At 64.5% G+C, this 19235-nt stretch carries 20 protein-coding genes; 13 read left to right on the forward strand and 7 right to left on the reverse strand.

The genetic code is table 11. The features are described 5' to 3' along the window. Positions 1 to 78 precede the first annotated feature (78 nt). Positions 79 to 1023: a DUF3137 domain-containing protein gene (locus tag J2Y63_RS17065; RefSeq protein WP_435267053.1), complete on the forward strand. Its 945-nt coding sequence runs from the start codon at positions 79 to 81 to the stop codon at positions 1021 to 1023. A 52-nt stretch (positions 1024 to 1075) separates the two neighbouring features. Here J2Y63_RS17065 and J2Y63_RS17070 read toward each other — a convergent pair whose 3' ends face one another. After that, positions 1076 to 1708 (reverse strand): hypothetical protein, encoded by a 633-nt coding sequence (locus J2Y63_RS17070; protein WP_435267054.1) that lies wholly within the window; start codon positions 1706 to 1708, stop codon positions 1076 to 1078. A 204-nt stretch (positions 1709 to 1912) separates the two neighbouring features. Between J2Y63_RS17070 and J2Y63_RS17075 the strand changes: the two genes are divergently transcribed. Continuing rightward, a complete protein-coding gene (locus tag J2Y63_RS17075; RefSeq protein WP_435267055.1) occupies positions 1913 to 3004 on the forward strand; it encodes a sensor histidine kinase in 1092 nt (363 codons plus the stop codon). Next, positions 3001 to 3777: a LytR/AlgR family response regulator transcription factor gene (locus tag J2Y63_RS17080; RefSeq protein WP_435267056.1), complete on the forward strand. Its 777-nt coding sequence runs from the start codon at positions 3001 to 3003 to the stop codon at positions 3775 to 3777. Before J2Y63_RS17075 ends, J2Y63_RS17080 begins: the two co-directional genes overlap by 4 nt. A gap of 9 nt (positions 3778 to 3786) precedes the next feature. On the opposite strand, the gene J2Y63_RS17085 is transcribed toward J2Y63_RS17080, so the two are convergent. After that, a complete protein-coding gene (locus J2Y63_RS17085) occupies positions 3787 to 4692 on the reverse strand; it encodes a LysR family transcriptional regulator (RefSeq protein ID WP_435267057.1) in 906 nt (301 codons plus the stop codon). Positions 4693 to 4779: 87 nt separating this feature from the next. On the opposite strand from J2Y63_RS17085, the gene J2Y63_RS17090 reads away from it, so the two are divergent. Together J2Y63_RS17090 and J2Y63_RS17095 are read left to right on the forward strand one after the other, a co-directional pair. After that, the gene (locus J2Y63_RS17090) at positions 4780 to 5367 is read left to right on the forward strand and encodes an NAD(P)H-dependent oxidoreductase (RefSeq protein ID WP_435267058.1); all 588 of its coding nucleotides are present in this window, start codon (positions 4780 to 4782) and stop codon (positions 5365 to 5367) included. 3 nt (positions 5368 to 5370) lie between these two features. Then, entirely contained in the window at positions 5371 to 5784 is a 414-nt protein-coding gene (locus J2Y63_RS17095) for a DUF6220 domain-containing protein (RefSeq protein WP_435267059.1), read from the forward strand. A 4-nt stretch (positions 5785 to 5788) separates the two neighbouring features. On the opposite strand, the gene J2Y63_RS17100 is transcribed toward J2Y63_RS17095, so the two are convergent. Further along, positions 5789 to 7786: a putative bifunctional diguanylate cyclase/phosphodiesterase gene (locus J2Y63_RS17100; protein ID WP_435267060.1), complete on the reverse strand. Its 1998-nt coding sequence runs from the start codon at positions 7784 to 7786 to the stop codon at positions 5789 to 5791. Positions 7787 to 8061: 275 nt separating this feature from the next. Between J2Y63_RS17100 and J2Y63_RS17105 the strand changes: the two genes are divergently transcribed. The 3 genes from J2Y63_RS17105 to J2Y63_RS17115 all read left to right on the forward strand — a co-directional run bounded on the left by J2Y63_RS17105 (position 8062) and on the right by J2Y63_RS17115 (position 11136). After that, positions 8062 to 8415, forward strand: a complete 354-nt coding sequence (locus J2Y63_RS17105) for a DMT family protein (RefSeq protein ID WP_435267061.1) — start codon at positions 8062 to 8064, stop codon at positions 8413 to 8415. Positions 8416 to 8480: 65 nt separating this feature from the next. After that, positions 8481 to 9953 (forward strand): DUF1800 domain-containing protein, encoded by a 1473-nt coding sequence (locus J2Y63_RS17110; protein WP_435267062.1) that lies wholly within the window; start codon positions 8481 to 8483, stop codon positions 9951 to 9953. 10 nt (positions 9954 to 9963) lie between these two features. Next, a complete protein-coding gene (locus J2Y63_RS17115) occupies positions 9964 to 11136 on the forward strand; it encodes a DUF1501 domain-containing protein (protein WP_435267063.1) in 1173 nt (390 codons plus the stop codon). Position 11137: 1 nt separating this feature from the next. On the opposite strand, the gene J2Y63_RS17120 is transcribed toward J2Y63_RS17115, so the two are convergent. After that, complete coding sequence (locus J2Y63_RS17120) at positions 11138 to 11728, reverse strand: hypothetical protein (protein ID WP_435267064.1); 591 nt, start codon at positions 11726 to 11728, stop codon at positions 11138 to 11140. A gap of 20 nt (positions 11729 to 11748) precedes the next feature. After that, a complete protein-coding gene (locus J2Y63_RS17125) occupies positions 11749 to 12129 on the reverse strand; it encodes an acyl-CoA thioesterase (protein ID WP_256115568.1) in 381 nt (126 codons plus the stop codon). 203 nt (positions 12130 to 12332) lie between these two features. On the opposite strand from J2Y63_RS17125, the gene J2Y63_RS17130 reads away from it, so the two are divergent. Further along, positions 12333 to 14153 (forward strand): methyl-accepting chemotaxis protein, encoded by a 1821-nt coding sequence (locus J2Y63_RS17130; protein WP_435267065.1) that lies wholly within the window; start codon positions 12333 to 12335, stop codon positions 14151 to 14153. A gap of 277 nt (positions 14154 to 14430) precedes the next feature. After that, complete coding sequence (locus J2Y63_RS17135; RefSeq protein WP_435267207.1) at positions 14431 to 15654, forward strand: extensin-like domain-containing protein; 1224 nt, start codon at positions 14431 to 14433, stop codon at positions 15652 to 15654. On the opposite strand, the gene J2Y63_RS17140 is transcribed toward J2Y63_RS17135, so the two are convergent. Continuing rightward, a complete protein-coding gene (locus tag J2Y63_RS17140; RefSeq protein WP_435267066.1) occupies positions 15613 to 16002 on the reverse strand; it encodes a VOC family protein in 390 nt (129 codons plus the stop codon). The genes J2Y63_RS17135 and J2Y63_RS17140 overlap by 42 nt on opposite strands. A gap of 616 nt (positions 16003 to 16618) precedes the next feature. On the opposite strand from J2Y63_RS17140, the gene J2Y63_RS17145 reads away from it, so the two are divergent. Genes J2Y63_RS17145 through J2Y63_RS17155 form a run of 3 tightly spaced genes read left to right on the forward strand, consistent with a single transcriptional unit; the run spans position 16619 to position 18703 of the window. Beyond that, entirely contained in the window at positions 16619 to 17545 is a 927-nt protein-coding gene (locus J2Y63_RS17145; RefSeq protein WP_435267067.1) for an ABC transporter ATP-binding protein, read from the forward strand. Continuing rightward, positions 17542 to 18303 carry an ABC transporter permease gene (locus J2Y63_RS17150; RefSeq protein WP_435267068.1) on the forward strand — a complete coding sequence of 254 codons (762 nt, stop codon included), beginning with the start codon at positions 17542 to 17544 and terminating at the stop codon, positions 18301 to 18303. Before J2Y63_RS17145 ends, J2Y63_RS17150 begins: the two co-directional genes overlap by 4 nt. Positions 18304 to 18319: 16 nt before the next feature. After that, on the forward strand, positions 18320 to 18703 hold the full coding sequence (locus J2Y63_RS17155) for an ACT domain-containing protein (protein WP_435267069.1): 384 nt from the start codon (positions 18320 to 18322) through the stop codon (positions 18701 to 18703). A gap of 43 nt (positions 18704 to 18746) precedes the next feature. On the opposite strand, the gene J2Y63_RS17160 is transcribed toward J2Y63_RS17155, so the two are convergent. Further along, positions 18747 to 19226: an SRPBCC family protein gene (locus J2Y63_RS17160; protein ID WP_435267070.1), complete on the reverse strand. Its 480-nt coding sequence runs from the start codon at positions 19224 to 19226 to the stop codon at positions 18747 to 18749. Positions 19227 to 19235: the final 9 nt, after the last annotated feature.

Genomic DNA, 19235 nt, shown 5'->3' on the forward strand with positions numbered 1-19235 from the left:
AGAGGGCGTGAGTACAAAAGGGAAACGAATTTGCAGCCATCCCCGTGCGTTATCTTCCAGGGTTGGCGGGGGGCGATCATGGACAGGGTGGATGAAGCGGCACTGATGCCGAAGGAAGCGGCGCTGGAGGATCTGCGCGCGGCGGTGGCGAGCTACAATGCCTCGCGGGGCGGGGTGACCCACCACATGTACATTCGCGTGGTGCTGATTTTCGGCGGCTTCCTGGTGTTTGCGGGCTTTGCCAGCTATCTGGCCGTGACGGAGATCGAGTCGGATGTCGTCGGCATCGTGCTCGGGCTGCTGTTCGTGGCGGGCGGCTTCGTCTGGCGTTTCGCCCTCGCGCCGGCCCGGGAATTCCAGCAGAACCTGCGCGACCGCATGCTGCCGATCGTCTTCGGCTTCGTCGATGAGGTGCAGTATGTGCACGGCGCGACGCCGCGTTTCCTCTCCGGCATGCCGGACAAGGATTTCGTCAGGCGCAGCCGCAGCGAACATGGCGACATGATTGCAGGAAAACATGACGGGCTCGCCTTCACGCTGTCGGAAACCGAGCTGAGCACCGGCAGCGGGAAGAGCCGCGAGACGACGTTCAAGGGCGTGATCTTCCACTTCGAGCGCGAGGATGCGTTTCCCGGCCTGCTGCTGGCGGCGCGCAAGCCGAACGCGGTGCACCGCTTCATGCGAAACCTTTTCGGCGGCACCGCGCTCGCGCTCGTCACGAGCGGCAACCCGGAGGTGGACGCCTCGCACGAATTCCGCACCGACCGGCCCGAGGCCGCCACGCCCCTTGTGCAGGGCACGCTCGCCAAGGCGCTGGACTATCTCGCCAGCGAGTGGCGGGACGATGTGGTGCGCATCGCCCTCAACCAGAGGCAATGTTACCTGCTGGTGCCGACGAAGAAGGACTTTTTCGAATTGCCGTCCGTGGATACGCCCATCGACTTCGACCGGCATATCCGGCCGATGATCCGCGATCTCGTGCTGTTGCTGGCGACGGCGCAGCTGGTGCGCAAGATCGGGTAGGGCGGGAAACGCCGGCAGGGGCCGGCGCTTCGTGTCAGTCCTGGGAGGATGGTTAGAGGATGAAATCGCCCTTGTAGAGGTCACTCAACGTGTCGACCTGGAGGACGAAATCCGCCTTTCCGTCACCGTTGACGTCGCCTTTGATGAGTGTGGCGTGACGACCGTTGCTCATCTCTTCCAAGCCCCAGATCAGTTCGCCCTTCTTGCCCGAAAACGCTGCGCCTTCCTTGGCAACAAACGTGAAGGCATCGTTCTTTGCCGTGCCGGTCTTTGCATCGATCGCCGAGAGATCGATCTTGTCCCGGCCATCGAAATTGCCGAATTTGAAATCTTCGATGACGTCGCGGCGGCCTTCGGACTTGCCGATTTCAGCGACGCTTTTGAAGACGAAGCGGTCGCCGCCGTCGCGGCCCCAAAGGTGATCTGCACCGGTGCCGCCGGTGATGACGTCGCGGCCGTTGCCGCCATAAATCCGATCATTGCCGGCGCCGCCGTTGACCGTGTTCCTGAAGTCGCCACCATAGACGACGTCGTTGCCACTTCCGGCGTCGATGATGTTGTGGGCGCTTTGGTGCGCGAAAATCTGGTCGTTACCACCGTAACCATAAAACTTGTAGACGGAATCGCCGTTCAGCGGATCGGCCATCAGGAAGTTGTTCTTGTTGTCACCTTTAAGGGTAGCCATAGAATGTCTCCGGTATCATGAAATAAGCGGTGGTCCTGCGACCAGCCGGTTCGCATCAATGGTCGCGCGCGCCATGATCTGTGAAGCACGGGCGCGATGAAGCGGCTTTAAGGGCCGGCAAACTGCTGCTCTTTCGACGAACCGCCGGTTTTCGTCGCCGAACGGCACTCGACAACCTCAAAGGGAAAACGGATTATCGATGGGATGACCATCGCGCCGAGCCTCCCCTATATCCCCCGCACCGAGCGCCCTGATTCGGACCTGCAACGGGCAACCGTGCGGTTCGGTGGGCTCTATCTGGTTGCGGTGTTCCTGAGTTCCAGCCTGCTCTGGGGGCTGGCGGGCACGGACCCGATCGAATCGGCAATCGGCAAGGTTTTTCTGCTTGCGGCGGCCGCGCTGCTGGCGGCGCTGCTGACGGCGCTGCTGATCCGGCTTCAGGCGCTCGCCTTGCCGGTCAAATCGGCGCTCTGCTTCGTGCTGTCGCTCGTCGGCGGCGTGCTTTACTGTCTCATCGACTATGTCATCTACATCGTCTGCGTCTATCCGGAGCCGGCCATCTGGGACAACCAGATCGCCGCCTATGTGATGATCCACGGGACATCGCTGTTCTTCGGCTGGAGCTGCCTGTTTCTCGCGCTTTCCTACAGTTTCGAGCTGCGCGACCGCGAGCGGCGGCTGGCGCAGATGCGGGAGGAGGCGATGGCGGCGCAGATGCGGGCGCTGCGCTACCAGCTCAACCCGCATTTCCTGTTCAACACGCTCAATTCCATGGCCGGGCTGATCGAGGAGGGCGAGCGCGACGACGCGCGCGACATGGTGCTGTCGCTGTCGGCCTATCTGCGCACGACGCTTGCGCTTGATCCGTTGCAGGACCTGCTGCTGGAGGAAGAGATCGCGTTGCAGGCCGGTTATCTCGCCATCGAGCGGCGGCGCTTTTCCGATCGCATGCGGGTGGAGATCGACGTGCCGGAGGCGTTGCGCGAGGTGCTGGTGCCGAGCCTCATCCTCCAGCCGCTGGTGGAAAATGCCGTCAAGCACGGCGCCGGCCGCAAGACGGGTAGCGTGGCGATCGTCATCCGCGCCAGGGCGGAGGCGGACCGACTAAGGCTCGACGTCGAGAACGACATGGCGGGCGGCGATCCGCTGCCGGGCAACGAGAGCTTCGGCATCGGCTTGAAGAATGTCGGAGAGCGGCTGTCGCGGCGCTTTCCGGGCGTCAGCGGCCTGGATTATGGCCGCACCGACGACGGCCGCTTCCGCGTCACGTTGACAATGCCTTTCAGGACCGCATGACCGAAATTTCCGTTCTTATCATCGATGACGAACCCATCGCGCGCCGTCGCATGGCCCGCATGCTTGCAACTATCGACGGCGTGATCCCTGCCGGCGAGGCGGGCGACGTGCCGCAGGCGATCGCGCAGATCGCGGCGCTTTCGCCGGATGTGCTGCTGCTCGACATCCAGATGCCCGGCGGCAGCGGTTTCGACGTGCTGGAGCAGATGGCGCCGCAGACGCCGCTGCCGATCTTCGTCACCGCCTTCGACCATCACGCCATCCGCGCCTTCGAATGCAATGCGGTGGACTATCTGACCAAGCCGGTGACGCCGGAGCGGCTGCGCCAGGCGCTTGGCCGCGCACAGGCGGCGATCGCGGCGCGCGAGAACCGGGACACGGTGGAGGAGCTGCGCGAAACCGTGGCGGCGCTTCGCAAGGCGCTGCGCGAGCAATCCGCGCGGCCGACGCAGTTCTGGGTGAAGTCACGGCGCGAGACGATCCGTATTCCGGCGGAAAAGGTGACGCGGTTCCAGGCGGATGGCGATTATGTGCAGTTGCACGCGGAGCAGGGCACGTTCCTCTACAATGAGAGCCTCGCCGGGCTGGAGCGGCGTTTGCCCGCCGAGGATTTTCTGCGCGTCAGCCGCAGCGCGATCGTGCGGCGGGATCAGGTGACGCGGGTGAAGCGCGGGCCGCTCGGCGTGCTGCATGTGGTGCTGCGCGACGAAAGCGAGGTCAAGGTCGGCCGCACCTATCTGCGCGTGGTGCGCGACGGCCTGATCCAGGAATGAGGCCGCTGTTCAGACGGCGCTGGTGAGAATATCGCGCAGGTGATCGGCGACGTGCTGCACGGCGCGATCCTTGTCCCGGCGGCGATGCCAGGCGAGGTGCAGCGGAAAGCCGGGCACTGGAATGGGCGGCTCCACGATGTGGAAGCGGCTTGCGGCATCCGGCGGCAGGCAATGGCGCGGCATCATGACGATAAGGTCGCTCTCCTCCAGCAACGGCGGCACCATCAGGAAGCTCGGGACGACGATGCCGACGCGGCGGAATTTTCCAAGCGCGGCAAGCTGGTCGTCGAGCCCGCTGCGCGTCTCGCCGCGGCCCGACACGATGATGTGCGGATAGTCGAGCCAGCGGTCGAGCGAGAAGCCGGCGGCGGCCGGATGGTCTTTGCGCATGGCCACGACATAGTCTTCGTCGAGCAGCGTCTCGCAGTGAAAGGCGGTCTCGTCCAGGCTCGGGAAGACCGAGACCGCGATGTCGCTCGCGCCGCGCGCCAGCGATTCGAGCGCCGCCGGCGCGCCGTGCCAAGGCTGAATGACGATATCGATGCCCGGGGCCGAACGGGCGAGAGCCCGGTGCAGCGGACCGGTGATGAGGATGCCGGGGTGATCCGCCGTGACGACGCGCACGCATTGCCGGATCTCGTGCAACGGCTCTTCCGGCGCATCGACGACGGCGGCGATGCCGACGAGCAGGTTTTTCAACGGGTCGCGCAGCGCCTCCGCCTTCGGCGTCAACCGCATGCCGCCCTTGCCGCGCTCCAGCAGGGGATCGCCGAAGAGGTGGCGGCAGCGCTCCAGCGCGCTGGAGGTCGCCGGCTGCGAGAGGTTCAGCTTGGCGGCGGCGCGTGAGACATGCGCCTCGTCCAGCAGCGCGTCGAGCACGACGAGAAGGTTGAGGTCGATCGATCTTAAATTCATGCCACAGATAATAGCATATACAAATCATCCATTGGAGTGATTTCTTTGTTCGCGGCATTCTGTGGGCGTCAACACGGAGATGCCGCCATGAGCAAGACATTGATCCTTCTTTTCCATCCCGATCTCGGCCGTTCGCGCGCCAATGCCGCGCTTGCCGGCGCTGCCCTGCGCCTGCCGGAAGTCGAGGTCATCGACCTCTATTCGCTCTATCCGGATGGCGAGATCGATGCCGACCAGGAAGTGGCCCGACTGCTTTCGGCCGACCGCATCGTCTTCCAGTTTCCGATCCAGTGGTATTCCACGCCGCCGTTGCTGAAGGCCTGGCAGGATGCCGTGCTGACCCGCATGTTTTACATGGCCTACGAGACCGAAGGCCGCCTCATGGAAGGCAAGCCGCTGCTCGTGGTCGCGACGGCCGGGAATGTGCCGGAAGCCTATGCCCCAACCGGCGCCAACAAATTCACCATGGCCGAATTGCTACGCCCGCTGGAGGCGACGGCGCACCGCTGCGGCCTGCCGTGGCAGCCGCCGCACCTCACCTACCGGGCGGACAAGCTCGACGACCTGTCGCTGCGCAGGGCCGGGCTGCAATACATGGCGCTGCTCGAAGAATGGCGCAAAGCGAGCGAGCCGCAGGAAGATCCCCGCCGTTATCTCGTGGAAGCGTGGGGGTGAGCCATGACGACGATCGCTTTAGCGCCGACGCCGCGGCCCGTCGTGCCGTTCTGGTTCCTGCAGGCGGCGCGCGCCGTGCCGGCCGGCATTCTCGTTCAATACCTGCTGGCAGGGCTGGCGCTCTTCCAGGATGGCCTGTTCTGGGCGTGGCATGGCGGGCTCGGCCTTACCATCTTCCTGCCGATTGCCGCGATGGCTTTGGCGGCATGGCTTGCACGCCCGGCGCGGGCCTTGCGCTGGTGGGCGGGGCTGCTGGTGGTGCTTTATGTCCTCCAGGTCGTCCTGATCGTCAGCGGCCAGAATTTTGGCTCCGGCCTGTTGCAGGCGCTGCATCCGTTCAATGGCGGCCTGATGCTCGTCGCCTCGCTCGTCCTCGTGGCGAAGGTCGAGCGCAACCGGGCGCGGGCGGTGCGATGAAACCTTACGGCGCGCCGGCCGTGCTGCGACCGAAGCGCACGGCATGCTGGTCCAGCCAGCGCGGAATTTCCGCCGCCGGCATGGGGCGGGCGAAATGATAGCCCTGGGCATGGCGGCAGCCGAGCATGCGCAGGACCTCGGCTTCCTCTTCCTCCTCCACGCCTTCCACCACGATATCGATGGAAAGTGCGCGGCCGATGCCGATGAGGGCGGCGATCAGCGCCTGGTTCTCCCGGCTGGTGGCGATGCCCTTGACGAAGCTGCGGTCGATCTTCAGCCGGTCGATATGCAGGCTGACGAGATAGGCGAGCGAGGAATGGCCCATGCCGAAATCGTCGACCGCAAGGCGGAAGCCGGCGGCCTCCAGCCGGGCGAGCTCGGCGCCTGCCGCCTGCGTGTCGAGCGTCGCTTCCTCGGTGATCTCGATCTCCATCAGCGCCGGAGAGACTTCGTGTTCGCTGGCGATGGCGATCAGCAGGCGCGACAGCGTGTCGCCCGAAAATTCACGCGGAGAGACATTCACCGCGACCGCCGCCTCCGGCAGGCCGAGTCGGGGCAGGGTGCGCAGCAGCTCGGCAGCGCGTGTCGCGACATAGCCGGTCAGCGACGATGAAATATGCAAGGCGTGGGCCGCGCGCACGATATCCGGCGGGCTGACCGGTCCGAGTTCCGGATGCGCCCAGCGCAGCAGCGCCTCGAAACCAGTGACGCGGCCGGTGGCAAGCTCCACCTGCGGCTGGAAGACCACCATCAATTGCCGCTTGTCGATCGCCTCGGTCAGCGTCGCCTCGATCAGGCGCTGCCGCTCGATGCGCGCCTTCAGCTCGGGATTGAACAGGCCGAGCCGGCGGCGCCCGCCTTCCTTGGCGGCGTAGAGCGCGATATCGGCGCTGGCGAAAAGATGGTCGGCCGTTTCGCCGTGCTGCGGATGGAGCGCCAGGCCCGCGCTGGCGCCGACGGTGACGGGCCGGTCGTCGATATGGATCGGATCGCCGGCAAGCCGCACGATGCCTTCGCCGATCTCCCGGCCGCGCATTTCCGCCTCTTCCCCCTCGATGATGACGGCGAATTCGTCGCCGCCGAGGCGCACGACCGTGTCGGTCGGGCCGGTGAGCCCGGTCAGCCGCCCGGCGATCTCGACGAGCACGGCGTCGCCCGCACCGTGGCCCATCGTGTCGTTGATCGCCTTGAAGCGGTCGAGGTCGATGGCAAGGAGGGCGAGCGTGCCCGAGGGCACGCCGCTGTCGAGCAGGTCGCGCAGGCGCTGGTTGAAGAGCGCGCGGTTGCCCAGCCCGGTCAGCGGGTCGCGGTTCGCGAGAGACGCGAGCTGGTGGTAGGACTGGCGGATTTCCGCATTGGCATCGGAGAGCGAGGAGGCGAGCGCGACGGCCTTCAGCCGGTCGATCTGGCTGCGGATGAAGCCCGCTTCGCTGAGCTGGCTGGCGCGCACCATCATCACGGCAAGCAGCAGCGCATCGGCGGCGATGACGAGCGCTTCCGTCGTGCCGGACACCAGCAGCGAGATGAAGGCGGAGGCAAGCGGCGGGCCGGCGAAGAACAGCGCCGTGCGGGAATAGGCGGTGCTCTGCATGAGCGATCCCGCGCAGATGCCGCCGATGATGAAGATGAGATAGGGGTTGAGGCCGTTCGCCCCATGCACGGCGCCGATGAAGGGCGGCAGGCTCCAGGCGATGCCGCCGCCCAGCGCCCCGAGCGACAGCACCTTCAGCGCGCGCTGCGGCCGTTCGATCGCGCAGTTCAGCCGCTTGACGATGCGCACGCCGACATAACGCGCCAGGTTGATCGCCAGCACGGCGGCGAGCCAGAGCAGGATTTCGACGCTCGGCCCGTCGAGCCAGAGCACGGCCGCCGTCGTTGCGGCGAGAAAGCTGTTGGCGGAGAGCGACAGCACGATGCTGTCCAGCACGGACAGGGCCTGTGCGGACATGATCTGGCGTCTTGTCGGTTCATCCACCGGCATCAACCGGGTCGCATCCGTCATTTGGGTTCCCGGTTTTAAAACTTTGCCGTCCGAGCGGCTGGGGCGGATGGTGTGGTGGTGGGCATAAGATTGTCTTAACAGGGGATCGCGAGAATCCATGACGTCGCGGACTTGACGGCGGCAGCGGCTCGGTTATGCCGGTCGCAGATCTCCCTAGAACATTTCCGGTGAACTTTGATTCACCGGAAATGGTCTAGATTTTTGTTTGGCCGCATTGTCCAACGCCGAAGCAATGTCGCTTCGGCTGGAAATGCTCTCGGTTTCAGGATTCGCCGATGCCCTTCAGCCTCACCCCCGCGGCCGTCTGGCCGATCGTGCTGCTCTGCCTCTCCAACGTCTTCATGACCTTCGCCTGGTACGGCCACCTGAAGTTCAAGTCGGCGCCGCTGTTCATCGCGATCCTGGCAAGCTGGGGCATCGCCTTCTTCGAATATTGCCTGGCGGTGCCGGCGAACCGCTTCGGCTCCGCGGTCTATTCCGCCGCGCAGTTGAAGACGATGCAGGAGGTGATTACGCTGATCGTCTTCGCCGGCTTCTCGGTGTTCTGGCTGAAGGAAAGCCTCACCTGGAACCACGCCATCGGCTTCGTGCTGATCGCCGCGGGCGCGGCTTTCGTGTTCAAGGGATAGAGCCGACGTTCCCAAAACGGTCGCAATCGGGCGCAAGCATGGAAGACGGATAAGATGAGGTTCGCGTGACGACATCTTTCTCTACCATGGCCGCCATACGTTTCGGTTACGGCCGGCGGCCGGGCGAGACGCCGCCGGAGAGCGTCGAGACGCTGATCCGGCAGGTCGAGCGCGGAACCGGCGAGACCTGTCTTTTCCCCTTCGAGGGCATTGTCGGGCGCCGGGCGCGCTTTTCCGCCTACCGCAAGGTTCAGCAGGCCTATAATGCGGCGCGCGACGCCAACATGCTCGTGATGGTCGGCGAGCAGAGCGTCAATCCCTACAACATCGTCATGGCCAACGCCTTCCGGCGCGACCAGCACCTGAAGGTCCGCCAGGCGGTCTTTTCGCCGAACGGTTTTTTCGAGCGGCTGGCGGCATTCTGGTGCGATCATTTCGCGATCGATGCGCGCAAGGGCGGTGCCATGCGCATTCTCGCAGGCCTGCACGAGGCGGAGGCCATCAGGCCGAATCTCGGCGGATCCTTTTCGGACCTGCTGAAGGCTGCGGTGCTGCATCCGGCCATGCTTGCCTATCTCGACCAGACCCGTTCCATCGGCCCGAATTCACCGGTCGGCCTGAATTCGGGGCGCGGGCTCAACGAGAACCTGGCGCGCGAACTCATCGAACTGCACACGATGGGGGCGGGGAGCGGCTACAGCCAGAAGGACGTGCGCTCGACGGCCTTCGTGTTGACGGGGCTCTGGTTCCGCAACCCGGTCTACGAGACCGTCTATCGCACGCGCTCGGCCGAACCCGGCAGCTATCGGGTGCTTGGGAAAAGTTACGGCGGGCGGGCGCGGCAGATCGAGCAGGTCTACGCCCTGCTTGACGACCTCGCCGACCGCAAGGAGACCCGCCGGCATATCTGTCGCAAGCTCGTCGTGCATTTCATCGCCGACGATCCGCCGCAGCCGGTGGTGGACGCGATGGTGAAGGCCTGGGGCAGAAGCGGCGGGCAACTGGTCGACGTCTACCGGGCGATGCTGGAGCATCCGCTGAGTTTCGAAGAGGGGGGCCGGAAGGCGCGGCAGCCGTTCGATTTCGTCGTTGCTGCGCTTCGAGCACTGAACGTGCCGGCGGAGGAGCTTGATCCGGGCGAGGGGGCGAAGAAGGCGGGGGTGCGGCCTGCGACCGACGTAGCGGCATTGCAGGATGTTGCGATGATGACTGCGGCGGGCAAGCCGGCGCTTGGGGCCAATCCGCTCTCTGTTGGCATCATCGACCGGCTTGGCCAGCCGATCTGGTCGGCGCCGAGCCCGGCAGGCTGGGAGGAAAACCTTTCGGCCTGGGTCACCGGAAGCCAGCTCACCGAGCGCATCGCCTGGGCGCGCCGGCTTGTCACGCGTTTTGGCGGGACCGACGATCCGCGTATGCTGCTGGAAGCGACCATGGCGGATGCGGCGCGGGCGGACACGATCGAGACCGTTTCGCGCGCGCCGAACCGCGCGGTGGGGTTGGCAATGGTGCTGGCCTCTCCCGAATTTAACCGGCGTTAGGAGGAGCGCGATGACGAGCGACATCAACCGCCGTGCTTTCCTCTCAGGCGCCTGCTGCCTCGCCGCCTCGCCGCTCGTGACGCCCGTCAGCTTTGCCGCCATGCCAGGCGAAAACCGGCTGGTGACGATAGTGCTGCGCGGTGCGATGGACGGGCTGGCGCTGGTGCAGCCCTATGGCGACCCGGCGCTGCGGCTTTTGCGGCCCAAGCTGGCGCTGACGCCGGAGGACGGCCTTATCGATCTCGATGGCTTCTTCGGCCTTCATCCGCTTGCGGGGGATCTGATGCCGCTTTGGACAGCCGGCGAACTCGGTTTTGTGCATGCGACCTCGACGCCCTACCGTGCCGGCCGCAGCCATTTCGACGGACAGGACATGCTGGAAAGCGGCGGGGCCGCGGTGAAGGATGAGCGTACGGGTTGGCTCAACCGCGCCATTGCCAGCATCCCGCGGGCTGCCGACCGCAAGGCAATCGACATCACCACGACTGCCGAGCTCATCCTTTCGGGCACGAACCCCGTCGATGTCTGGTCGACGCGCGCCGATCTGGCGCTGGCCGAGGACGAGCAGGCCTTCTTCGTGCGGCTTTATCGCAACGATCCGGCCTTCGCGGCGGCGATGCGGGAGGCGGCGGAGACGGACATGCTGTCGGACACGATCCACGGCCCGGAAAAGAAGCGCAACGCGGGCATCCAGTCCGTCGCGAAGCTGACCGCGGGTATGCTGTCGGCCGACCATCGCATTGCCAGTTTCTCCATCAACGGATGGGACACGCATCTCAGCCAGGCACGGACCTTCAAGCGGCCCGTCACGGACCTAGCAACGGCGATCACGACGCTGAAGGCGAACCTGTCTCCGGCGATCTGGCGCAGGACAGCGATCCTCGCGATCACCGAATTCGGACGGACGGCGCGCGAAAACGGCTCCGAAGGCACGGACCATGGCACGGGCGGCGTCGCCATTCTTGCCGGTGGTGTAGTTGCGGGCGGCAAGGTCTATCGCAACTGGCCGTCGCTTTCCGACGGCGACCTGCTGGACGGCCGCGACCTCAAGCCGACCGTGGATCTTCGCCAGCTTGCGGCCGCCATGCTGCGCCAGCAGTTCGGCGTGTCCACCCGCGACCTGGAAAGCGCGGTTTTTCCGGGCCTGTCGTTCGACAAATCCGCGGCCTACTTGCGCGGATAGCTCATTCCAGCACATCGAACGCGCGAAAGATCCAGCTTAGTTGATAGATGATGCCGAGGCTAACGAAGGTCGTGTGGAAGGTGCGGTTGCGCGTTCCGGCGGCGATGAGGCAGAGGGCGATGAAGGTGATGTTGCGGATTGGGTATTCGTAGCCGAAGGAGCCGAAATAGGCTTCGCCCTTCAGCGCCGTGTCGAGCAGGTCGACGGCGAAGACCAGGGCCAGCACGCCGAAGAACCATTTCCGGCGAGAGTAAAAGTAGTCCTCGTAGCCGGTATAGTCGTCGAGCGTTGTGGGAAACAGCAGCACGGCCAGCATGAAGAACAGGCAGCAATAGCTGATCAGGAAGAGATAGACGCCGAAGCCGATCGTCGTCAGCGCCTGCAGGCGGAACTCCCACCACCAGAAATGCAGGAGGAAGATCAGCAGGAAGCCGGCCCAGGCGAGGTGGACCGGGTAGACCTTCATCTTGCCGGGATGCTGGATGAAGAGGGCGACGCCCGTCAGCACGCGGGCAAGGCTGAGGCTGACCACCATGCCGATGACGACGCGCACATGGCTGAAGATGGCGGGATCCGGGGTCGTGTGCTCCATGCTCAGCCTCCGGGCCGTGTTTATTCGACGGGAACGGGCGTCGGATGGCCGTCCTTGTCGAGCGCGACCATGACGAAGGTGGCGCCTGTCACCTTTTCGAGCGTCGTGGTGAGGTAGCGCTGTGCCCAGGCTTCCACCGACAGCGTGATGGAAGTGCGGCCGACGCGGGCGATATGCGTGTAGATGCTGAGCGTGTCACCGATCTTCACCGGCAGGTCGAAGGCCATTTCCTTGACGGCGGCGGTGACGACGCGGCCCTGCGCGCGCTCGGCGGCGCGGATGCCCGAGGCCAAGTCCATCTGCGCCATGACCCAGCCGCCGAAAATATCGCCCGCTGCATTGGCGTCGCCGGGCATGGCGAGCGTGCGAAGGGTGAGCTGTCCGTTCGGCGTCAGGGTCATCGCGTCTTCTCCACTTTCCTCCGGTCTAGCCGAATGCGCGCGAGGGAGAAAGAGGGGCGCACGTCGCGGCGGCGCGGGGAAAGCGCATTTTCGAGTATGCTCAGACTCTAAGAATTGATGATTGCAATTTTAGATGATTTTAAAGGGTTTCCCGGACTTTCGGTATGAGGAGCATTGCGCCCTGGAATGTCGAGGAGAGCCCGGTGAAGAATTTCAGAATATCCACGCGTCTTTCATTGCTTGTCGGTCTTGCCTTGACCATCTTCGCGGCGGCGCTCGTCTACAGTCTTTATCACTATCAGGATGCGATGGTCGTTGAGCGCAAGTCGAAACTTGCGGCGATGGACCAGAGCATGCTGACGCTGTTCAAGCACTACCACGAGCTTGAGACGGCCGGCACGCTGACGCGCGAAGAGGCGCAGACCCGGGCGAAGGACGCCGTGCGCGCGCTTCGCTACGAAGACAGCGGCTACTTCTGGATCAACGACATGAACGCCGTGATCGTCATGCATCCGATCAAGCCGGCGCTTGACGGCACCGACCAGACCGGTATGGCCGACCCGACGGGCAAGCACATCTTCACCGAATTCGTGAAGGCGGTGAAGTCGAGCCCGACCGGCCAGGATTTCGTCGACTATTACTGGCCGAAGCCTGGCTTCGAGGAGCCGGTGCTGAAATATTCGCATGTCGCAGGCTTTGCGCCCTGGGGCTGGATCGTCGGCACGGGCGTCTATGCCGACGACCTTGCCGCCATGTTCCGCCGCAACGCGATCGAAACGGCGATGATCCTCGGCATCGGCGGCCTCGTCATCATGCTAGCGGCCTATGGCATCGTGAAGAGCGTGACGAACCCCGTGCGTCGCCTCCAGGCATCGATGCAGGCGATTGCCGACGAGGATGTTTCCGGCGAGGTGCCGGAAACCGACCGCAAGGATGAGATCGGCGAGATGGCGAAGGTGGTTTCGGTGCTGCGCCAGTCGGTGGTCGAGCGCGCGCAGCTTCGGGTTCGCGAGGGCGAGCAGCAGGTTCGCCTCGACGAGGAGCGGAGCGAAGGCGAGCGCCGCCAGCGCCAGGTGAGCCAGAGCCAGGCGGATGCCATGCATGTCGTCGGCGGTGCACTGGAACGCCTTGCCAATGGCGACCTAACTGTCTCCATCGGCGCGATCGCGCCGGAATATGCGAAGCTGCGCGACGACTTCAACCGCGCCGTCGATGCGCTGTCCAGCGTCATCAATGCCATCGCGCATTCCACCGAGATCGTGCACGGCAGCGCCGGCGGCATTGCGGAGGCGGCCAACAATCTCTCGCATCGCACGGAACAGCAGGCGGCCTCGCTGGAGGAAACCGCGGCGGCGCTCGACGAAATTACCGCGACGGTGCGCAATGCCTCCGAGCGTGCGGCCGAGGCCAGCCGCATGGTGGCCGAGACCAAGCAGTCGACCGGCCGCTCCGGCACGATCGTGCGCGACGCCGTCGCCGCGATGAGCCGTATCGAGGACGCCTCCAGCCGCATCAGCCAGATCATCGGCGTGATCGACGAGATCGCCTTCCAGACTAATCTTCTGGCGCTGAATGCCGGCGTCGAGGCGGCGCGTGCAGGCGAGGCGGGGCGTGGCTTTGCGGTCGTGGCGCAAGAGGTGCGCGAACTCGCGCAGCGCTCGGCCAATGCGGCCAAGGAGATCAAGGGCCTTATCAGCAACTCGGCCACGGAAGTCGGCACCGGCGTGGCGCTGGTGCGCTCGACGGGCGATGCGCTGACGGAGATCGAGGTGCTCGTCAACAAGGTGAACGACCAGGTGACGTCGATTGCGACCGCCGCCCGCGAGCAGGCCACCGGCCTTGCCGAGGTCAACACGGCGGTCAACCAGATGGACCAGATGACCCAGCAGAATGCCGCGATGGTGGAGGAAACCAACGCCGCCGGCCAGACGCTGACCCAGGAAAGCGAGCAGCTGAAGACGCTGCTTGGAAACTTCCGGCTGAACCCGGCCGGAGCGGCAGACCACAGGCGCCGCGCTGCATAAAGCAAAAGACGATCTCCGGACGACCTTGCCCCGGCGCCACAAGCGCCGGGGTTTTTCGTCGCACCCGTTAATGTCGCGGGTCGGCTGACAACGGTTCCTTTACCCTGTTACGACAAAATTGCCTGGAAATGCAGGCGGATCGGCCTGCGCGTCCGGTTTGAGGCCCTGTCGTCCGGAATGCGGACAAAAGCGGCCTGCACCATCACCGGACAAAGGTGTGCGCAACCGGGACTTCGCGATAGGGCGAGGCGGCTGCCAGGCGGAAGTGACAATGGGTATTGCGTTTGTAGCTCGTCTTCGCAGACCACTTGGCCTGCTCCTCATCCCGGCCATGCTCGCCGCCTGTTCGGGCGGCCTGACCCCGCCCGACGATATCGACGGTGCCGGCGTCAGCGCGATCATGCCGGCGGACAATGGCAACCGGCGCCCGGCCCGGGAAATGGGCGATACCGGCAACGACGTCTCTTCCTATCCGGCCGACGATTTTGGCGCGGCCGATACGGCCATGCCGGAACCGGTCGCCGAGAAGAAGCGCCTGCCGATGATCGACAGCGACGAGGCCATGGGCATCAACGAGCCCGTGCAGGCCTCTTCGGGCGTGCTGACGGTTCCCGAAGGCGGCGTCAACATGGACGAGGGGCTCGGCGTCCAGCGCGTCGAGGGGCTGGCGGAAGCGCAGGCCAACGAGATCGCCGAGGGCAATGCCACGCAGGTGGTCGTCGACGGCATCGGCACGGACACGCCGCAGCAGCTCGGCGAGCCGGAGACGCTGCCCATGTCGGAAGCGGGCATGGAGCTCGGCACGCCGGCCGAGAGCGGCGATTATGTGCGCGTGCCGGCCAAGGGCTCGACGCGCCGCATGCCGGCGGTCGAGGAGGAGCAGCAGGTCGCCTTCCTGCCGCGGCTGAACAATCCGATGCAGATACCGGAAACCATGGGCGGCATGCCGGCCTCGGAAAAGGCTTGCCGGCAGCGGCTGCAAAAGCTCGGCGTGAAGTTTCGTGACGTGCCGCGGATTTCCAAGGGCCGTTCGTGCGGCATCGCGTGGCCGGTCGAGCTTTCCGGCCTGTCCGGCGGCATTCAGATCAAGCCGGCGGCGAACGTCAATTGCCAGATCACCGAGGCCTTTGCGCGCTGGGTGAAGCAGGAACTCGTCCCGTCGTCGCGCACGCGCTACCTCTCGGGCGTCGCGGCCATCCACCAGATGTCGTCCTATTCCTGCCGCACGATGAACTCACAGCGCGGTGCGGCCATGTCAGAACATTCCAAGGGCAATGCTATCGACGTCGGCAAGATCGTGCTGAAGAATGGCAAAGCGATTGCCATCGAGAAGAAGGGCTTCTTCGCCTTCCGCGAAAAGGGGCTGCTGAAATCAGTGCGCAGCGACAGCTGCAAGTATTTCTCCACCGTGCTCGGCCCGGGCAGCGACCGCTACCACAAGGACCATTTCCACTTCGACCTACGGGCCCGCAAATCCGGCTACCGGCATTGCAGCCTCTGATTCCGGCTGCGCGGTCTCCTGGGCAAGCACGACGAGATTTCCATCGGGGTCCTTGAGGCGGATCAGCTTGACGTAGCTGGCGGCCTCCACGTCGCCCGGTGAGAGGCCGGCGCCGTCCAGCCGCTCCCGCTCTGCCTCCAGTTCGCCCACGATCAGGGTGAGGGTGCCGTGGCCGGCATCCTTGGCATTCTGGAAGAGTTGGAAACCGGCTGTCTCGTGATGGTGCCATTCGGCAAGCCCCTCCATCGGGCGGGCATCCGGTCCGCGGTTGAAGATGGCGGAGAACCAGCGGATGCTCTGGTCGAGATCCGAACAGCTCAGATGGGCATAGACCTTGCGCAACGTCATCGTCTCATCTCCCGGGTTGGTTGGCCTTGCGGGACGAAATGGGTGCGGCGCGGACAAGTTCCCGAAGAACGCCTTCCGATGACGAGCGGGCGGACAAAAAAAGACCGGCGGGGCGCCGGTCGAAAAGGGGCGGCAGCACGCTTGGAGGGCGCCTGCCTGGAACGTCACATTCCATCACCCGCACCGGTGCGTCGGCGAGGATGCATGCGGGGCTTCCGCGGGGGAAGCGGGCGGATGGGGACCGCCGATGGGGCTCCCTCAGGGTCCGGGAGCAAGGCCGCTGCCAGGGGCAGTGGGAACGTTGGGGTGAGCGGGGTGCAGGATCGTCCCCGTCGGCCTCGCGCAGACGATGGTTGAAATGGGTCACGGTTTGATGACAGTCGGGCACCCGTCCCAAGCGAAATTTTCGCCTGCTGCCGCCCCATGGTGGTCGCCTTCAGAGCCTGACATGCCGTCCATTGCGGTCTTGTCCCGTTCGCGTTGGCGCTCTCTGCCGTGCTTCCTGGTCAGCATTGACGGCTAAGCGAATTTTTTGCGCTGCACGGGTGAAACTTGGCAAGGGACACGCCATATAGGGTGTCCTTCCGCATGAATTTCCTCCATTCCGGACCATCTCATGGCGCCCATCGTTTCCATTCGCAATCTCACCAAGAGCTACGCATCGGGGTTCAAGGCGCTGAAAGGCGTCGATCTCGATATCGAGGAGGGCGAGATCCTCGCGCTGCTCGGGCCGAACGGCGCCGGCAAGACGACGATGATCTCGATCATCTGCGGCATCGTCACGCCGAGCGGCGGCACCGTCACCGTCGCCGGCCACGATATCCTGCGCGACTACCGCCAGACCCGCTCGATCATCGGCCTCGTGCCGCAGGAGTTGACGCTCGACGCCTTCGAGACGGTGTGGAACACCGTCGCCTTCTCGCGCGGCCTGCACGGCTGTGCGCCGGACCCCGCGCTGATCGAGCGCATCCTGCGCGACCTGTCGCTGTTCGACAAGAAGGACACGATGCTGCGTCACCTCTCCGGCGGCATGCGGCGGCGCGTGCTGATCGCCAAGGCGCTGTCCTACGAGCCGAAGGTGCTGTTCCTCGACGAACCGACGGCGGGCGTCGACGTGAATCTCCGCAAAGACATGTGGCTGCTCGTGGAAAAGCTGCGCGCAGCCGGCGTCACCATTATCCTGACGACGCATTATATCGAGGAGGCGGAAGAGATCGCCGACCGCATCGGCGTCATCAACCACGGGGAAATCCTGCTGGTCGAGGATAAGAAGGCGCTGATGGCCAAGCTCGGGCGCAAGCAGCTCACCGTGGAGCTCGGCGAACCTGTCGGCGCCATTCCCGACACGCTTTCGCCCTTCGGGCTGACGCTCGGCGAGGCGGGCACGCGGCTTACTTATGAATTCAACACATCCGGCGAGCGCACGGGCATTTCCTCGCTGCTCTCCGCGCTGTCGCAGGCCGGCCTTCGGGTCAAGGACATCTCCACCGAGCAGAGTTCGCTGGAAGACATATTCGTGGAACTGGTGGGGGCAAGCAAATGAACTTCGAGGCGATCAAATCCATCTATGCCTTCGAGATGGCGCGCACGCGCCGCACGCTTTTGCAGAGTGTTGTCTCGCCGGTCATCACCACCTCGCTCTATTTCATCGTCTTCGGTGCCGCGATCGGCTCGCGCATGCAGGAGGTCGAGGGTGTACCCTACGGTGCCTTCATCGCACCTGGCCTTATCATGTTGACGCTGCTCAACCAATGTATCGGCAACGGTTCCTTCGGCATCTATTTCCCCAAATTCACCGGCACGATCTACGAAATCCTCTCCGCGCCCGTCTCGATGATCGAGATCGTCATCGGCTATGTCGGGGCAGCGGCGACCAAGGGGCTGATCGTAGGCACGATCATCCTCATCACCGCCTCGCTCTTCGTCGACATATCGATCAAGCACCCGTTGATGATGATCCTGTTCTTCGTGCTGACCGCCGTGAGCTTCAGCCTGTTCGGCTTCATGATCGGCATCTGGGCGAAGGATTTCGAGCAGCTGAACCTGTTCCCGATGCTCATCGTGCCGCCGCTCGTCTTCCTCGGCGGCAGCTTCTACTCGATCGACATGCTGCCGCCCTTCTGGCAGACGGTCAGCCATTTCAACCCGGTGCTCTACCTCGTCTCCGGCTTCCGATGGAGCTTTTACGAGATCGCCGACGTGAACCCGGTCGTCAGCCTCGTCACGGTGCTGGGCTTCCTCGTCGTCTGCCTGGGGATCACGGCTTGGATCTTCAAGACGGGCTACAAGCTTAAGAACTGAGAAGGGTCCTGCTGCCATGGCTGCACGCGTAAAACTCAAGGGCCTGGACGGCGCCTATTGCGTGGCGCGGCTTGGCGCGTCCGATGCCATTCCGGCCTGGGCGGATGGCCCCGGCTTCGTCAGCATCAGCCGGACGGATGACGAGCTTTCCATCGTCTGCCGCGAGGAGCGCGTGCCGCACGGTGTGCTCAAGGACGGCGACTGGTCCTGCTTCAAACTCGTCGGGCCGTTCGCCTTCGATGAGACCGGGATCGTGCTCTCCGTGATCGCACCGCTTTCCGAGAACAGGATGGGGATTTTCGTCGTCTCCACCTTCGACGGGGATCACCTGCTGGTGAAGTCGGCCGATCTCGAGAAGGCGCGCGATCTGCTGACGGCGGCCGGCCACACGCTGCTGTAAGGGCTGTTGCGATCAAGTGCCTCCTGAGGAGACGTGCCGATTGTCACATGCCTTCCAGGTAATATGCCTTCTGCGACGGGTAATAATCGTCGAATGACGGCAGTGCCTTGCCTTCGCGCGAGGCCACCAGCATGTCGAGATAGTATTCCCAGCCCGGCCCTACGTCGCCCGCGAGTTTCCTGTCGCTGAGGCGTTGTACAAAATGCAGCTCGGTCATGTCGTCCGTCTGCGTCAATGTCAGCTCGATGCGCCAATCGCCGAACTCATCCTTCATCGTGACGACCAGCCGGTTGGGCGCGTCGCATTCTTCGATCATCAGGTTCGTCCAAGGCTGGCCCTTCTCATGGAGAAGTTGCAGCCGCACGATCTTGCCCGGGCCGGCATCTCCTTCCCAACTGCCGAACCAGAGCGCGGTGCTCTCGGACTTCGTCACGCTCGTCCAGACGTCATCGACGGGCGCGCGGAACGTGCGCGTGAGGATCAGGTCATTGCCACGAACGTGGCCGGTTGGCTTGGGGCTCATGCCGTCTCC

Source organism: Shinella sp. BE166 (assembly GCF_051201095.1).
Classification (GTDB): Bacteria; Pseudomonadota; Alphaproteobacteria; order Rhizobiales; family Rhizobiaceae; genus Shinella; species Shinella lacus.

Excerpts from the sequence above, each read along its gene's own strand:
- J2Y63_RS17085 (WP_435267057.1), bottom strand. The coding sequence starts at position 4,692 with ATGAATTTAAGATCGATCGACCTCAACCTTCTCGTCGTGCTCGACGCG.
- J2Y63_RS17140 (WP_435267066.1), bottom strand. The coding sequence starts at position 16,002 with ATGACGTTGCGCAAGGTCTATGCCCATCTGAGCTGTTCGGATCTCGAC.
- J2Y63_RS17080 (WP_435267056.1), top strand. The coding sequence starts at position 3,001 with ATGACCGAAATTTCCGTTCTTATCATCGATGACGAACCCATCGCGCGC.
- J2Y63_RS17095 (WP_435267059.1), top strand. The coding sequence starts at position 5,371 with ATGACGACGATCGCTTTAGCGCCGACGCCGCGGCCCGTCGTGCCGTTC.
- J2Y63_RS17105 (WP_435267061.1), top strand. The coding sequence starts at position 8,062 with ATGCCCTTCAGCCTCACCCCCGCGGCCGTCTGGCCGATCGTGCTGCTC.
- J2Y63_RS17125 (WP_256115568.1), bottom strand. The coding sequence starts at position 12,129 with ATGACCCTGACGCCGAACGGACAGCTCACCCTTCGCACGCTCGCCATG.
- J2Y63_RS17150 (WP_435267068.1), top strand. The coding sequence starts at position 17,542 with ATGAACTTCGAGGCGATCAAATCCATCTATGCCTTCGAGATGGCGCGC.
- J2Y63_RS17100 (WP_435267060.1), bottom strand. The coding sequence starts at position 7,786 with ATGACGGATGCGACCCGGTTGATGCCGGTGGATGAACCGACAAGACGC.
- J2Y63_RS17120 (WP_435267064.1), bottom strand. The coding sequence starts at position 11,728 with ATGGAGCACACGACCCCGGATCCCGCCATCTTCAGCCATGTGCGCGTC.
- J2Y63_RS17145 (WP_435267067.1), top strand. The coding sequence starts at position 16,619 with ATGGCGCCCATCGTTTCCATTCGCAATCTCACCAAGAGCTACGCATCG.
- J2Y63_RS17155 (WP_435267069.1), top strand. The coding sequence starts at position 18,320 with ATGGCTGCACGCGTAAAACTCAAGGGCCTGGACGGCGCCTATTGCGTG.
- J2Y63_RS17090 (WP_435267058.1), top strand. The coding sequence starts at position 4,780 with ATGAGCAAGACATTGATCCTTCTTTTCCATCCCGATCTCGGCCGTTCG.
- J2Y63_RS17115 (WP_435267063.1), top strand. The coding sequence starts at position 9,964 with ATGACGAGCGACATCAACCGCCGTGCTTTCCTCTCAGGCGCCTGCTGC.
- J2Y63_RS17070 (WP_435267054.1), bottom strand. The coding sequence starts at position 1,708 with ATGGCTACCCTTAAAGGTGACAACAAGAACAACTTCCTGATGGCCGAT.
- J2Y63_RS17075 (WP_435267055.1), top strand. The coding sequence starts at position 1,913 with ATGACCATCGCGCCGAGCCTCCCCTATATCCCCCGCACCGAGCGCCCT.
- J2Y63_RS17065 (WP_435267053.1), top strand. The coding sequence starts at position 79 with ATGGACAGGGTGGATGAAGCGGCACTGATGCCGAAGGAAGCGGCGCTG.
- J2Y63_RS17160 (WP_435267070.1), bottom strand. The coding sequence starts at position 19,226 with ATGAGCCCCAAGCCAACCGGCCACGTTCGTGGCAATGACCTGATCCTC.